At 44.1% G+C, this 16,687-nt stretch carries 10 protein-coding genes; 8 read left to right on the forward strand and 2 right to left on the reverse strand.

Going from position 1 to position 16,687, the window contains the following annotated elements; all coding sequences use genetic code 11:
* Positions 1–53 precede the first annotated feature (53 nt).
* Entirely contained in the window at positions 54–2,291 is a 2,238-nt protein-coding gene (locus AC58P7_RS00345) for an ABC transporter ATP-binding protein (protein ID WP_497339387.1), read from the forward strand.
* Positions 2,288–4,147, forward strand: a complete 1,860-nt coding sequence (locus AC58P7_RS00350) for an ABC transporter ATP-binding protein (RefSeq protein ID WP_497339388.1) — start codon at positions 2,288–2,290, stop codon at positions 4,145–4,147. Before AC58P7_RS00345 ends, AC58P7_RS00350 begins: the two co-directional genes overlap by 4 nt.
* A 204-nt stretch (positions 4,148–4,351) precedes the next feature.
* Here the strand turns inward: AC58P7_RS00350 and AC58P7_RS00355 are convergent, their stop codons facing one another.
* Positions 4,352–5,257 (reverse strand): alpha/beta hydrolase, encoded by a 906-nt coding sequence (locus tag AC58P7_RS00355; protein WP_497339389.1) that lies wholly within the window; start codon positions 5,255–5,257, stop codon positions 4,352–4,354.
* Between the two features lie 187 nt (positions 5,258–5,444).
* Here AC58P7_RS00355 and AC58P7_RS00360 point away from each other — a divergent pair, with 187 nt between their 5' ends.
* Positions 5,445–6,647, forward strand: a complete 1,203-nt coding sequence (locus tag AC58P7_RS00360) for a helix-turn-helix transcriptional regulator (protein WP_497339390.1) — start codon at positions 5,445–5,447, stop codon at positions 6,645–6,647.
* Between the two features lie 299 nt (positions 6,648–6,946).
* On the opposite strand, the gene AC58P7_RS00365 is transcribed toward AC58P7_RS00360, so the two are convergent.
* Entirely contained in the window at positions 6,947–9,460 is a 2,514-nt protein-coding gene (locus AC58P7_RS00365) for a CBM35 domain-containing protein (RefSeq protein ID WP_497339391.1), read from the reverse strand.
* Between the two features lie 349 nt (positions 9,461–9,809).
* Here AC58P7_RS00365 and AC58P7_RS00370 point away from each other — a divergent pair, with 349 nt between their 5' ends.
* The 5 genes from AC58P7_RS00370 to AC58P7_RS00390 all read left to right on the forward strand — a co-directional run bounded on the left by AC58P7_RS00370 (position 9,810) and on the right by AC58P7_RS00390 (position 16,678).
* On the forward strand, positions 9,810–11,408 hold the full coding sequence (locus AC58P7_RS00370; protein WP_497339392.1) for a response regulator transcription factor: 1,599 nt from the start codon (positions 9,810–9,812) through the stop codon (positions 11,406–11,408).
* A gap of 2 nt (positions 11,409–11,410) precedes the next feature.
* Positions 11,411–13,246, forward strand: a complete 1,836-nt coding sequence (locus AC58P7_RS00375) for a sensor histidine kinase (RefSeq protein ID WP_497339393.1) — start codon at positions 11,411–11,413, stop codon at positions 13,244–13,246.
* Between the two features lie 122 nt (positions 13,247–13,368).
* Entirely contained in the window at positions 13,369–14,802 is a 1,434-nt protein-coding gene (locus tag AC58P7_RS00380; protein WP_497339394.1) for an ABC transporter substrate-binding protein, read from the forward strand.
* A gap of 71 nt (positions 14,803–14,873) precedes the next feature.
* A complete protein-coding gene (locus tag AC58P7_RS00385; protein ID WP_497339395.1) occupies positions 14,874–15,848 on the forward strand; it encodes a carbohydrate ABC transporter permease in 975 nt (324 codons plus the stop codon).
* Between the two features lie 14 nt (positions 15,849–15,862).
* On the forward strand, positions 15,863–16,678 hold the full coding sequence (locus tag AC58P7_RS00390; protein ID WP_497339396.1) for a carbohydrate ABC transporter permease: 816 nt from the start codon (positions 15,863–15,865) through the stop codon (positions 16,676–16,678).
* The last annotated feature ends 9 nt before the right edge of the window (positions 16,679–16,687 follow it).

Genomic DNA, 16,687 nt, shown 5'->3' on the forward strand with positions numbered 1-16,687 from the left:
GTGCACTAACAGTAAGTGTACGAACAAAATAATGAGAGGTAAAGGAGTAAATCATGAAACTTATCCTGCGCTATTTAAAACCATTCACACTAACGCTAACGATGAGCATCGCTTTCTTATTCGTTCAAGTGTTATGCGATTTAGGATTACCGAATTTAATGAGCGATATGGTCGATACCGGTATTCAGGCTGGAGGCATCGAGCAAGGCGCTCCCTCTGCAATCAGTAAAGACGGAGTCGATCTCCTGAAAGTCTTTCTGAGCGAGCAAGACGCAGCGACATTAATGAATAATTACGATCTTGTCGCGACTGGTACCGAAAAGTCGATGAACGCTGCGGAACGTTTCCCGGCCGCTACCACGCAGGACATTTATATGTTGACGGAGCGGAAAGAACCTGGAACGGAATCTGTCGACAACGTCTATAACCGCGCAGTCCATGCAATGGCCCTTTCTTTGCAGGACTTGCAAGGAGTAGAGTCTGCAGACGGTGCCTTAAGGGCGAATGGACAGGATGGAGGGAGGATAGAGGCGTCAAACCTCTATGAGATGGTGCCTCTGTTTACAAGCCTGAAGGCTTCGGGTGAACTGAATGCCTATATTCAGGCAGCTGCAGAAGATAAATCGATGACTGGTTCTCAGATTGCAGTTACATATACCGGTTCATTCTACCGAGAGCTGGGTGTCGACCTTCACCATTTCCAGCGTGAATACATTATCGGCACCGGACTTAAGATGTTAGGGGTTGCGTTGCTGGGAGGCCTCGCCGCGGTTCTTGTCGGATGGTTTTCCTCCAAGATCGCCACGACCATAGCCATGAGGATCCGATTTGACGTCTTCGAAAAGGTTGGACAATTCTCGAATTCGGAGTACGACAGGTTCTCGACAGCTACATTGATTACCCGAACAACGAATGATGTTCAACAAATCCAACAGTTGATTCTTATGGGGATTCGATTAATGCTTTTCGCCCCAATAATGGGCATTGGCGGCATTATTCTCGCCATTCGCAGCAGCCTGTCGATGAGCTGGATTATCGCGGTCGCCGTTATCTCTATTGTCGGTATCATTCTCGTACTTTACTCCTTGGCCATGCCGAAATTCAAGGTGCTTCCGAAGCTGATTGATAAATTAAATCTTGTTAGTCGAGAAAACTTGACAGGTATGATGGTCATTCGTGCATTCGGGAACGAGGCATCTGAGGAAATTCGGTTCGAACAGGCAAATGATAAACTTCGAAGGACGAATAGCTTCGTCCAACGAACAATGGCATTTATGATTCCGGCTATGACGCTCGTGATGAATCTTGTTACGCTGCTGATCATTTGGGTGGGGGCTAGTGCGATCGCGGAATCCGAAATGCAGATTGGCAATTTGATTGCGTTCATGCAGTATATCATGCTCATTATTATGTCGTTCCTGTTCATGTCAATCATGTTTGTATCCATCCCTCGGGCAATCGCTTCCGCAGAGCGGATTAAGGAAGTATTGAATACAGAAATGAGCGTTCGCGATCAACCTAAGGTGAAAGAGTTAGAGCTAGACGAAGGCATTTCGGTCGAGTTTGAACACGTGTATTTCGGTTATCGGAATGCCGAAGAGAATGTTCTAGAAGACATTAGTTTTACGGCAAAAGCAGGCCAGACAACGGCGTTCATCGGAACAACCGGTTCGGGTAAGTCGTCGCTCGTGAATCTCATTCCTCGTTTCTACGACGTGACGGCGGGGAGGATCACCCTGAGTGGCATTGACATCCGGGAGTTGTCGCAAGAGGCGCTGCGCAATCATATTGGGTATGTACCACAAAAAGGAGTTCTTTTCTCTGGCGATATCGCTTCCAACATTCGGTACGGGAAAGAGACAGTAAATGAGGTTGAAATCAGAGAAGCGCTGGAAGTAGCGCAAGCAAAGGCATTCGTCGATAAATGGGAGGAAGGGATTGCATCGCCAATCGCGCAGGGTGGAACGAATCTCAGTGGAGGCCAGCGTCAGCGACTTGCCATCGCCCGAGCGCTGATCAAGAAGGCGTCTTTGTACATCTTTGACGATAGTTTCTCGGCGCTTGATTTGAAGACGGATGCTATGCTCAGAAGGGCGTTGAAACAATACACAGCGAACGCAATCGTCCTGGTCGTGGCGCAGCGGGTGAGCACGATCAAGAATGCGGAACAGATCATCGTGCTCGACAAAGGGCGCATCGTCGGCAAAGGTACACATCTAGAGTTACTTAATAGTTGCTCGACGTATCGGGACATTGCGGAGTCGCAGCTTACGAAGGAGGAACTGGCATGAGCGAATCCAGTAACAATCAAAAACCGAAATCCGCTGGTCAATCAGGAGGCATGGGCAAGGTCGAGAAATCGAAAGATCTCAAGGGCGGATTGAAGAAGCTGATGTCTTATCTATCTCCCTTTCGCTGGCAGCTTGCTGCTGTGGCGTTCCTATCCGTAGGAGCTGCTATATTTACAATCGCAGGCCCCAAAATAATGGCCATGGCAACAGATGAGTTGGCAACGGGAATCGCTCGTGTAATGCGGGGGGATCCAAGCGACATCGATTTCAACTTTATTGGAACGATCGTTCTTTCATTAGTGGGGTTATATTTGGTCGGCGCCATGTTCAGTTATATGCAGGGGCATGCTATGGCAAGCATAGCCACGAAGATTTCTTACCGACTCCGGAACGAGATCATCAGCAAGGTTAACCGCATGCCGCTCGGCTATTTCCATCGCAACAGTCAAGGCGACGTGCTATCAAGAATTACAAACGATGTTGATACGATGGAGCAATCGCTCAGTCAAAGCATAACCCAACTGCTGTCTTCCTTGGCAATGGTCATCGGCGTCGTCGCGATGATGCTGACGATCAGCTGGCAGCTGACCTTGATCGCCGTCGTCATGATACCCGTCTCGCTTTTCCTAGTCATCGCGTTGGTGCGTGTATCGCAGAAACATTTTCGCAATCAACAACAATATCTCGGGCGCGTGAACGGACTGGTGGAGGAGATATATGGCGGTCACATCGTCATGAAAGCATTTAACGGCGAGAAGAAGGCCCTCGAGCAGTTCGATGCGGAGAACGGTAAGTTGGCAGCAAGCGCGAGGAAAGCCGAGTTCTTCTCAGGATTAATGATGCCGGTCATGATGTTTGTTGGCAATATCGGGTATGTCGTAATCTGCATTGCAGGGGCTTATATGGCGGCGAACGGCAATATCAGCATCGGCAATATTCAGGCTTTTATTCAATATGTACGGAATTTCACCCAGCCGATCACGCAAATCGCGAACTTATCGAGCCAACTGCAGCGCATGGTCGCTGTATCGGAGCGCTTATTCGAATTTCTGAACGAGAACGAGGAGGAGCAGTGTGAATCCGACCTGCCCGTGGATCAAGCTGCGATTCAAGGCCAAATTCGATTCGAGCACGTGAGGTTCGGTTACGAGAAGGGGAAGCCGGTTATTAAAGACTTTTCCTTACATGTGAGTGCCGGTCAACGTGTCGCGATCGTCGGGCCGACTGGGGCGGGGAAGACGACGATTGTCAAGCTGCTGATGCGGTTTCATGAGCTCGACGGGGGTTCGATCCTTATTGACGGACATGACCTGACGACGTTCAAGCGGCAGGATATAAGGAGTAAATTCGGTATGGTGCTTCAAGACACATGGCTGTTTAACGGCACGATTATGGAGAATATTCGCTACGGCCGCCTAAGCGCGTCCGACGAGGAAGTGATCATTGCTGCGAAGGAAGCGCAGGTCGACCACTTCGTCCGTACGTTGCCAGACGGTTATCATATGGAATTAAACGAGGAAACGAGTAATGTTTCGCAAGGACAGAAGCAACTGCTTACCATTGCAAGGGCGATTCTCGCTGATCCACGGGTACTCATCCTGGACGAGGCGACAAGCTCCGTAGATACCCGGACGGAAATCTTGATCCAGAAGGCTATGGATCGGTTGATGCTGGGGCGGACCAGTTTTATTATCGCGCATCGGCTGTCGACGATTCGAGGTGCCGACTTAATTTTGTGCATGAACGAAGGCGACATCGTCGAACAAGGCACACATGAGGATTTGATGCGTAAAGGCGGGGTCTATGCGAACTTGTATAACAGCCAATTCGAGCATCCTGAGATGGTTGCAGGGTAAGTAAGTCGACACAAAGCATGGATTCGGTACTGTACCGGGTCCATGCTTTTTCGTTGGGCGTGGGTGTTCTCAAAATTTACTTGTTTGGTGGGAAAAGACTTCGAGGCCGTTCTAGACGAGATGATCAAGTCGGAAAAGAATATCTATGATAGTTGAAATTAAAACCCAAGCAGCTTTACTTGCTGCTTGGGTTCGGTTTATGCTTTATTTTGTGAAAATGCGTTTTAATTCCGTTGCCATAATCGTTTTGCAGTTTCGTGCGATGGATTCATTCCCCGCGATTTCCAGGAATCCATGATCGGCATTATCATAACACTTGAATAAAACTTCTACCCCGGCATCCGTCAACTTATTAGCAAACAATTTATTTTGATGCATCAACAGATCTCTGCGCCCCGCAAAGATGCTTGTAGGAGGGAAGATCGTCGGATCGGCATAAAATGGCGAAATGAGGGGATTTTTTTGGTCTTCTCCCTCAGGAATATATAACTTAAGTAATTGAGCTGCTCCTTCCGGTGACATGGCCTCCAAATTCGTCAGTTCATTGACCCCTTCGGCTATTGCCTCCGCCGAAAAGTCCATTGCGGGATAGACCAGTGCCGCATAGTCGAACGAAAATTCTTTTTCCTGATGTGCTTTGACGACAAGGGCTGCGGCCAAATTTCCTCCCGCGCTGTTGCCGCCTATAGCAATCCGGGTTTTGTCGAAATTGTATTGCTCGGCATTCTGAAAGAAGTAGCGGATCAGTTCGTAAAGTTCATCCAATGCAACCGGCCATTGATATTTGGGAGCCAGCACATAGTTCGGGCTGATGACGGCGCATTCGGCATCGCGGCAGATCTGACGGATCACGGGTTCATCCATCTTGTTGAAACCGGTAACCATTCCGCCTCCGTGAATGTACACCATGACAGGAAACGGACCTTCGCCTTCCGGGTAGTAAATATTGACCTGCGTATTGTGGCCGGTCTCTGAAACTTCAATGCTCTTGATGTCCCCAACTGGGATTTCAAGACCGTCCGTCATTAGCTTCTGTTCTAATTTGCTGGAATTGTTCATTTCTTTAAGAATATTCATGTTTTCAAACTCGCCGTATTGTTGATTGCTCATGTCCAATCCCTTCCTTTTCATAATGTTGTCTTCCTTGCTATAACTTTACGATGGAATCGGGATTAGAAGTGTTCGTAATATCGCCTTTATGTTCAATATTTCGATAATTATGGAATACATCACTAATATGATAACATTATAACTAATTATTGAACGTTTGACGGATGGAAGAGAGGGATTGGAATAGATGAGTGTTGAACAAAATATGAAGCTGTTTCGCGAATTAATCCGATGCGATCAGGACTTATCCAGCTGGGTTTTCGGCTCGGACGGCAAAATCATGTACAGCAACAGTGCTGATGAGTTGGCCTTGAATACGCTTTTTACCGTCTCTAAATGCAAAGATTACATGCTGGCGCAAGGCCAAAAACAGGAAGCTCCGATGATTTTAAGCGCGCCGATCGGGTTGGGTTGGATTTCGGTGTATGATAAACAACAAGCGGTATTTCATGTGATCGGTCCCATCTTCAGCATGGATATGTCACCGGATAGCTTTAAAAAATCATTGCGTACACTGGATCTGTCGATCGCCATGCAAAACGAACTGTTCGGAGTACTGGAATCCCTTCCCATCGTACCGGCCATACTCTTTCAACAATATGCGCTTATGCTGCATTACTGTATGACAGGAATCAAGCTGAAACCAAGCGATATCAGCTATCAAGACAGCGGCGAACCTAATAGAGCCCGCCCGATCAAAGATGGGCAAAGCAACGGGCAAATAGCCTATATGTTTGAACAAGAAATTTTAGGAATGGTCCGCGAGGGCAACTTGAATTACAAGCGTGTGCTTGCCAAAGGAATCGCCATCAGCAGCGGAATTCGCATGGATGTCGGCGACCCTATTCGCCAGGCGAAAGACACCTGCATCGTTTTTACCTCTCTTTGTGCCCGAGCCGCCATCGAAGGAGGTCTTTCTCCGGATACCGCCTATGCGGTCGGGGACCACTATATCCAGTCGATCGAAGCATGCAAAATTTTGACGGAGCTCGCCGCTATTAACAAAAGGATGTACGAAGATTTTATCCAGAGGGTGCATGCAATTCTTATCAGCCCGACGCTGTCGCCGCATATCCAAAGCTGCTGCGATTTTATCCATATGCACATTGAAGAGAAATTATCGGTCGAGCTGCTCGCTTCGCGGTTCGGATACTCCAAATACTATCTGACCCGGAAATTCAAAAGCGAAGTGGGTGTAAACCTGAATAGCTATATCAACGATGCGAAAATCGATCGTGCTAAGCTGCTCTTGAAAACGACGGATCTGAGCATACAAGATATTGTGGATATCATAAATTTCGGTACAAGGAGCTATTTCGCCGATACCTTCCAGAAAACCGTGGGCATGTCACCGGGCAAATTCCGGGAAATTGGACTCCCGGGTTTATGAGGAGTTAGTTGAACCGACTAAAACTAGAATCGGCTAAGCCCATTCGCTAATCCCAAGCGAGGGGCTTTTTTTGTACCCAAAGGAGCGAAAGAAGTCGCAAGAATGTCAGTGTTATCGTATAGAACATAAAAAAAGCACAACCAATTTGATTGTGCCTAGAGCTATTAACCTGGAAACAAGGATAGAAAATTAGCAATAGTATCTGTAAGAGGTCGGAGGCTTGGTAAGCTTGGAGAGGCTATTGAAACTGGATGTAATCTAGCTCGCTGCCCCTCATAATCAGGCAATATTAATTTCCTTTAGTACACGGTAACACGATCGAGTTCAGCATTCCCGGTTGCACCCTTAGTTAATCTAATCGTATTCGTACCTGCATTAAGGCTGACATTGACCGTTACAACGCCGAGATTAACCCCATTGCCTGAAGATAGCCATCCGCCAGTAACAGGATAGTTTACTGTTGAAGAGGCGCCTCCATTTAAAGACAAATTATGGGTAGAGGTTGCTGTTCCGCCGTTTGCATAGCCAATATCCAAGTTATATGTGCCAGCTGATGCTACACTTACACTAAATTCAACATAGCTGTCACTAAAGTCAATATTCCCGACATAGCTGCCGTTGGAAATATTAAGATTGCTTAAGATATTCGAGTGGTTGACAGTCGCGCTCTCAGCTTCATAGGTAGTATTATTTTTCAATTGGATGTAGTCCAACTCGGCGTAACTCGTACCTTTCGTAAATCGAATCGTATTGTCGCCTGCATTTAGATTGATATTCTGAGTAAGGACTTTACGACTTCCATTATTAGGGTTGTAGGCTGCAGTCCAGCCCCCCGTGCTAGGGTAAGTTACTGTTGTTGCTGCTCCTCCGTTAACTGACAAACTATGAGTTGAGTTTGCCGCTGTCCCATTTGCATATCCGATGTCCATCGAATAAGTTCCTGTTGAAGGTACATTGACATTATATTGTACATAACTATCGGAGAAATCGATGTTGCCTACAAACATATCACTAGATGCATACCCACTTGTACCAATGACTGAGTGATTAACGCTCGCTTTTTCAGCTTCAACTCGAAGGTTGAATGGAGTCGGTTTAGCTAATTGCACATAGTCAAGCTCAGCAAAACCGGTTGCGCCCTTGGTTAATCGAATCGTATTACTGCCTGCGTTCAGGTTAACACTAACCGTTAAAGTGCCACTGTTGCCCGAAGATAACCAACCTCCGGTAACAGGATAGGTTACCGCCAACGAAGCACCTCCGTTAATGGACAAATTATGGGTTGAGTTCGCTGTTGTACCGTTTGCGTAGTGAATATCCATGTTGTATGTGCCAGCTGTTGGTGCATTTACCGTATATTGTACGTAGCTGTCACTAAAGTCGATACCCCCGATATATTTACCGTTGGATGCGCTAATATTACTGTAGATAGTTGAATGATTGATTGTCGCGCTCTCAGCTTCGTATCTATTGTTGTTTGTTCCTGTAGGGGTAATAATCATATGGTAACCCCACGATTTGTTCATGCCGGTTACGGGTACAGAAATCTGTCCATTGGTAATGGTGAAATCCCCTTCAAAAACTGGCGTCGGTGAGGAAACAGCTGTATCTACGCCATACCAAGGGGTAGATTCCACCTTAACGTGGGCGTTGGTGCTAAAGAAATTTGCGGATCCAAACCCTTTTACAACAACATTACTATCACCATCTGCTCCACCGAACAAGACATGAGATACCTGATTGGCAGAATCAATGCTTGCAATTCCATCGAGACCTAAAGCATTCGTAACGGAAGGGGTCGTCATCGCCATATTACCAGCCATGTCCCCATACCATTTGAATAACCACCATCCGCCATTCGCTTTAGCTGTATCTGTAATCGTATTGCTGAGTCTACCAGGTCTAAACCAGAACGCATCGCTGGCAGTATCTACACCGTTACGTTCAAACTGTGCGAAATAGCGTACGTTGCTGCCGGGAACTCCTTCTTCCTGTATAACACTGTATTCATTTATGCTAATCGGTATAGGAGAGATCCCAAGACTGCTTTCCAATGCTCTATAAGCAGCAATGTGAGATGAAATATTCCATGGTTTAGGGTCGTTGATATAGTTTCCTTCCGGATCCCCTAATTCATGCCAGCTGATAATATCAGGCAGTACGTTATTATTCTTGGCATACGTTAGGAAGTTGCTCATCCACGCACCATCATAATGTTCGATGCTAGGTCCAACAATTTTTGTAGTCGTATCAAGGGTTTTGATTCTCAAATACGTATTCTTCCAACCGTCATTAAAGGCGCCGGCATGTGTGGTATCCCAAGTCCAGTTAGGCTCATTCCAAATCTCATAGCCGTAGATATTGGTTGCACCGGATGCAATTCTAGCATTCACCATTGTATCAACCTTGCTGTACCAGTCAGCCCAACTCACCCATTGGTAAGGGAAGTTAGGAAAAATATCCGGCATGCGAATCATGACCTGCGCACCGTTTCTTGCTGCAATTGGAGCTACTTTGAGTGCATCACCAATGGGTGTCGTTTCACCATTCGGCAATTGCCCGCCATTGGGCGCCATTTGTGTAAACATTTTAGGCTTTGTGGGTCCAATCAAGGCATCCGTGGGTCTTCCATCCTCAGCAAGTCCATAGAGCGATCCTGAAGCGACATGCGTTGCAGTTCGATATTGGTTGGACAAATCCACTGTAAACTGGGGAGCTACAGCTGCTTCTACATTTTTTGGGTAACTGGAGATTCCGGAGAACACACTGAGAGCCAATATAGAACTCATCACCATACTTGCAGATTTTTTCATCAATTCTTCCTCCTAATATTGGGATCTTGGTTAAAAGCCATTACCAAAGGTATAACAAAAAGCGCTTACATATTTACTCGCCCCCTAGAACATGGTATCTTTCCTATTAAAATTAACATAGATCATCGAGTTGAAAATATAATAGTTGTTTGATTATTGTACTAACTTTAGATTTATTTGTACTTTTTTGAAAGCGCTTGTAAATGTATGCGGATATTGTAGAATAGTGAATAAAATTTGGAGTGAAAACCAATAATACTCCTATTTTTCAATGAAAGTGCCATTTATGTATCGCATATATCGAGTAAGTTTGGTTTATATGCATCTAAGAGAGAGGTGGCTTCTGTTTATGTATAAAATGCTCTTGGTAGACGATGAATCCAGACAATTAAAGGCATTGGCCAATATTGTCAGAGCCTTGCGTCCCGAATATGAGGTGCATGAGGCTCTTAATGGTAGATTGGCGCTCGATTTTATTCAGGATAACCCTATGGATGTCATTATTACGGATATTAGAATGCCCGAAATGGACGGCTTACAGCTAGTCGAGGCTCTATATGAGAAAAAAAATCGTGCCAAAGTGATTTTGCTTACCGGCTATGGAGAATTTGATTATGCCCAAAAAGCGATACGCCTCGGTATTTTTGATTATATTGTGAAACCCTTTGGAAAATCGGGTCTTGAACAGCTGCTTTTGAAAATCGATCACGCTCTTGAAGATGATTATGCAGAGAATAAAAGAAAGGAAGAAATGGCGCGGAAGTTAGACGAATCTCTGCCGGTATATCAAACCCATCTCTTAAATAAATGGATTCATGGTCAGTTAAACGAAGCTGAGTCGGTTGAATTGGAAAAAGCGGTTGGAACTGAGGAAAGTGGTATTCTGTTGATTACGGAATTGGGAAAAAGCAAACCTATGGAAGCGTCTAAAGAGCGAATCATGCATCAAATGAATATGGAGCTAAAATCGCTATTAAAGAGTCGTGGACATGTGATTTCATTCATTCTGGATGGGCAAGAGAGTACAGTGGCTTTTGTTGTTTCAAGTAAGGAGCCGCGACTATTTCGTCCCAAAGAGTTGTTGGTCATTTTGGAAAACTGGATAGGCAATTGCAAAGCGGAGTATGGCATGAAAATAACGGTCGGGGTAGGGTCGGCATGGACTGAAATGATGGTGAGCGGTAAGCGTTGTTATGAACACGCTCTTTCCGCGCTGCAGCGCAAGTTTTTTCTTGGTTCGGGTCAAGTGATTTTTTTTGAGGAAATGACGACGGACACATCGAAACTTAATCCTCTGATCGGACAAGAGGAAGAACTGTTGGCTGCGATGAAAAAGGGTGATGAGGATGCGATGAATGGCAGAATTAATACTCTTTTTGAACACATTCCTTCTTTAACCCACTTGAATCCGGCGGAAATAAAAGAAGATATCAGTCGTTTAATTGTGTTTCAATTAAAAGCGGCCAACCATCTCATAAGCGAAGAAGAGTATCACATGAGACTGAGGGAAATGAGAAGTCAACTGGCTTCCTGTGAGGACTATAAGGAGCTGCGTTATTGGACGAAAAAGATGCTGCTGAAGATGATCGATCTTTATCAAACGGCAGGTAAAGATAAAAACCGCATCATTATTGAAAAATGTATGACCTATATTCAAGAACATTTCGCGGAAGAACTGTCTTTGGAGTTCATAGCGCAAATGTATCATTTTAACACCTCTTACTTTAGCAGTTTATTTAAAAACCACACCGGTACGAGTTTATCGGATTATGTGATCAAAGTCAGGATGGATAATGCGAAACGATTACTAAGCAATTCGGATGATAAAATTTCTGATATTGCCGTTAAAATCGGATACAAGGATTCGGCTTATTTCATTCGGCTGTTCAAAAGGGAACTAGGGGTCTCACCTAATAAATTCAGGCATTTGAAAAGGAAGGAATCCTAGTTATGAGAGCAAAAGCTAATCTCGCATTCCCGCAAAAGTTTGGGCTTAAAACGCAGCTTGTGGTTACTTATTTGTTGCTGATTATGATCCCTCTAAGTTTTTTTGGCTACAAATATTATTCGGTAAGTAAAAATGTCGTATCGGACATCGTGCAGAAAAATGTGTATGAAATTGTCAAAAAAAACAATGAAATTATGGACACCAAACTGTCGCAGGTGACGGATAATATTGTGTCATTTATGGTGGATAAGGATCTTTACAGTGCTTTTTCCGAGATCAAGCCGGAGGAAGACTACCAGATCAATTTATTGGATAAAAAAATATCGGTCATAATGGATAAATATTTCTCACATTCACCGGACATTTATTCCTCACAATTAGCTACCAGCTATTATACATTCGGTCCATCCATGGCCCCAAATAATGGCGGCTACAAAAACTTTATTCCTCCAGGCGTATTGAAAAATACGCAGCTTTATCAGACTGCTGTTAAGAGAGACGGTAAAATCGAATGGGTTCCGACTTATGAATTCTCTAGTATGTTTCACCTGGATTATATGAAAGATGCGAATGTCGAATACCGTCACATGTTTTCCGCTGTCGAGTTGATCAATGGGTCTTATTTTGATGGTTTAAATTATCATACTTTTCCTCCGAATATGGAAAAACCTGTATTAATTGTTAATTACAAAGCAGATTTTTTTCAAAAAGCCTTTAATGGGATTAACCCTGTTGATGGAAGTTACTTTTTTGTTGTGACGAAGGAAGGTAACATCGTATCCCATCAAGATGCAAATCTAATTAGCAAGAAAGCGGATTGGCCTTGGCTTCATGAAATTGTAGATAAAGGCAGCGGTACAGCAAACATTCAGATTGACGGTAAAAATAGGATTATTTGCTTTGACACCTCCAAAGTAACGGGGTGGACTTCCGCTGTGGTTATCCCATCTGATCAGTTATTGGGTAAAATCTTGGATACAATGAAGTCTTATATTATGTATTCGGTCTTTATTCTATTGATCATTTCCTTCTTCACTTCTTATTTTATTACAGACCGTATTACCAAACCTATTCGGAACATGCTCAAAGCGATTAGGAAGACAGGGGAAGGCAACTTTGACGCTAGCATTAAGGAAGAAGGAAGCAGGGAACTTACCGTATTAAGTAAAAAATTTAATGAAATGAACGGAAAGATTCAGAAGTTAATTGAAGAAAATTATGAAAGCAAAATTAAAGAAAAAGAAGCGGAAATAACAGCGTTAAATCTTCAACTGGATCCTCATTTTATGTACAATACACTCAATTTAATTAATTTAATTTCTGTAGAAAACGGACAAGATGAGGTTAGTGAAATGATTGTCAGTTTATCTACGATGCTGAAATATACGGTAAAATCTCAAAAACCGCTGGTTCCCTTTAAGGATGATTGGGAGTACCTCAAAAGTTATATTTACATTATGACGAAGAGATTTGAAGGGAAGTTTCATTTCGAATATGAGATGGATCCAAGATTGTTCGTTTATGGAGTTCCCAAATTCTTTTTGCAGCCCTTCGTAGAAAATGCGCTTGTGCATGCATTTGATTCGAAGCAGATGGAAGGCAACATCAAGATTTCTTGTTGGATCGAGGAAGGAAGCAGATATTTTCGAATTGAAGATAATGGCAAAGGCATACCGAAAGACATGCTGGAACGCCTGTTGGATGAGAAAAATGATTCGATTGGCATTCAAAATGTGAACAAAAGGATTCGCATCACCTATGGAGAAAACTATGGCCTTCATATGGAATCCGAAGAAGGGAAAGGAACCAAGGTCACCATCAGGCTTCCTCAGGATTAGCGTTAAGTACGAATAATAGTGCAAAAAACCAATAATAATGTAATTTTTCGAGTGATCTGATCCCTTATAATTCAAATTGCAAGGAATGATAACGCTTTATAAATATGAGGAGGTCAGAAAAAATGAGAAAAAATTTCGGGAAATTCCCCGTAATCGTGAGTACGATGATGATTTCAAGTTTGCTTTTAGCGGCTTGCAGCAGTGGCGGAGATAAATCCGCGCCAACCACAAGCGCAAGCCCCGAAGCCGCGAAAGCGTCGGCTACAACGGCTGCGGCTAAAAAAGATCCGGTGAAATTGAAGTTTACCTATTGGGGCAGCCCCGATGAGAAGAAGGCAATCGAAAATGCAACGAAGAAATTTACGGAGAAGTACCCGTGGATTACTGTAGATACGATTCAAATCCCTAATGCGGACTACAATACGAAGCTTACCGCAATGGCAGCTAGTAACGATATGCCGGATACGGGCTACATGACGCCAGATCTGGGTGATACTTGGTCGAAAGAAGGAAGATTCGTCAATCTGTTCGATATGCTTGCCAAGGACGGAGATACAAAGAAGGACGATTTCCTAGATTACGTGTGGTACAAGTCTAATCCAGAAAATGCATGGGGAATAAGCACAGCCGGCGAAACCTTCGGATTGTTTTACCGCAAGGATTTACTTGAAAAATCCGGTGTCGGCGCTCCGCCTACCAAAGCTGAAAATGCATGGACATGGGATCAATTTGTAGAAAATGCTAAAAAATTAACCCTTGATAAAAATGGCAAAAATGCAGCGGACCCAGCCTTTGATCCCAAAAGCATTAAGCAGTATGGCGTAACGTTTGAAACATGGTCCGAGCCGTTAAATAACTTTATCTACAGCAATGGCGGCGATTGGGTTTCCAAAGATGGAAAGACCTTTACGCTGAACCAGCCGGAGAGCGCGGAAGCCATCCAAAAGCTTTCTGATCTCATCAACGTGTATCATGTTGCACCTTCTCCGCTAGCAGCTAAATCCATGCCGGCCATGAATGTTGCACTGCAATCGGGGATTGCAGCGATGGCAATCGGCGGCCAATGGATGAACCTGGATTTGGGAAATGCCAAGGTTAATTATGATATTGGTGTGCTTCCTAAGCTGAAAAAAGATGTTGTCGTTGCTTTAAGCGGCGCTACCGTATTCTTCAAAGAGTCCAAACATCCGGATGAAGCATGGATGCTGTTTAAATGGATGTCGAATCCTGAGGGCGCTATCGAGCTATACAGTAGTGGGTTATGGATGCCTACGATGAAAAAGTGGTATACAGATCCAGCATTAGTTGCAAAATGGGTAGATGCGAATCCAGCCGCTCATCCGCCTGGATTTAAGGATGCCATGATGAATAATTTGCTTAAAAATGGCGTTCCAGGTGTCGCTTATTATTTGAAAAACCAAGCGAAAATTGTGGCTACAGTTAGTTCTTCACTGGATGAGGTTTGGTTAGGCAAGAAAAACGCGGCGGATGCTTTGAATGCAGTTGCGGCTAAAGTTCAACCAGATATTCAAGGCAGATACGATGTGAAAGAATAAAGCCATAAAGCAGAAAGCCAGGGCTAAATCCTTGGCTTTCTGCCAAATTTATGGGGAAAGAGGAAGTGTAGATGGAATCTACAATTAACTTGAGTGCGGATTTGCCAGTCAAAAAAAAGCGTAGCCAACGAAGGAATAATCTCTACATCGGCTTACTATTCACTTCGCCCGTACTGCTTGGATACGCTATTTTTATTGCTGTACCGCTGTTGTTGACTTTTATCCTAAGCTTTACGGATTACTCAATTGGCGCACAGTCTATGAAGTTCATCGGATTCTCAAATTTCACAGATATGTTTACGGGTAAGGATGTTTTCTTTTATCCGGCGATGAAAGCGACTGCGTATTATGTGTTTGTCAGTGTTCCATTGGGGATTATTGTTTCCTTTCTTGCAGCCGTGTTATTGAATCAGAAGATTAAAGCTCGCGGCTTTTTTAGGGGAGTGTTTTATCTACCTGTCATTATTCCGATTGCTTCTTCCGGCATTATCTGGATGTGGATGCTGCAGCCCGATTTCGGTGTCGTAAACTATTTGCTGCGTGCAGCAGGTTTGCCGCCATCTAGCTGGCTCGCATCGGATACAACGGTTATGCCTACCTTAATTTTGTTTAGCTTATGGACTTGCGGCAGTACGATCGTGATTTTTCTGGCAGGATTGCAATCCATTCCATCACATTTGTATGAAGCGCTTGAGGTAGATGGTGGAAATGCATGGCATAAACTCATCTATATCACCATTCCGGTTAGCGCACCTATTATTTTTTTTAACACGGTCATTGGTTTTATTAATGCTCTTCAGACCTTCGTACAACCGCAAGTGATGACTGGCGGATCCGGCAGCAGCGGGGTCAGTGCAGGCGGTCCTAATAACGCCAGCTTGCTGTATGTGCTTTATATTTTCCAAAACGGTTTTAAGTTTTCCAAAATGGGCGCAGCCAGCGCTTCCTCGGTCATTCTTTTCATCATCTCTGTCCTATTTACACTTCTTATTTTTAAATTTTCAAAATCTTGGATTAATTACGAAGGGGATGGCAAAGGAAAATGAGAAAGAGAAAAACCATGGGTACATTCATCATTTATCTTTTGCTGATCCTAGGCACCCTAGTATGTTTGTTCCCCTTCTATTGGATGATACGAACATCACTTGTTGATACCAGTGAGATTTTTCAGGTCGAGCCGTCCATTATTCCACACGCTATTAAATGGGAGAACTATAAGAATGCGTTGACAGCACAGCCATTCGGCACGTTTTTTCTGAACACGGCTTTCATTACAATCGCGAATATTGTCGGTGTTTTACTGACCAGTTCTCTTTGCGCCTATGGATTTTCAAGACTGGAATGGCCTGGGCGGGATAAATTATTCGGTTTCTTGATGACTGCGCTCATGCTTCCATTCGCTGTGGTTATGATTCCACACTTCATTGGTTGGAGCTATCTGGGCTTAACGGATACCTATGCCCCTCTTATTGTGCCTGCTTTTTTCGGCGGAGGTTTGTTTAATATTTTTCTGCTTCGTCAGTTTTTCATGTCAATTCCCAAGGAATTAGATGAGGCTGCTTATATGGATGGAGCCAACCATCTGAAGGTCTATTCACGAATTATTGTACCTTTAAGCAAGCAGTCGATGATTGTGGTTGGACTTTTTACGTTTCTGGGCAGTTGGAACGATTATTTGGCGCCTATCCTTTACATTTCTTCGGAGAAAAAATATACGTTGATGCTTGGTTTAACCTTGTTCCAAGGGCAATATTCAGCTCAATGGAATATTATGATGGCTGCTGTAGCCATTGTCGTGCTGCCTTCTCTAATCATTTTCCTCTTTGCACAGAGGTATTTTATTGAAGGAATTGCCATGACGGGAGTGAAAGGCTAGACATTTTAC

The sequence above is a fragment of the Paenibacillus sp. J22FR5 genome (assembly GCF_059691975.1).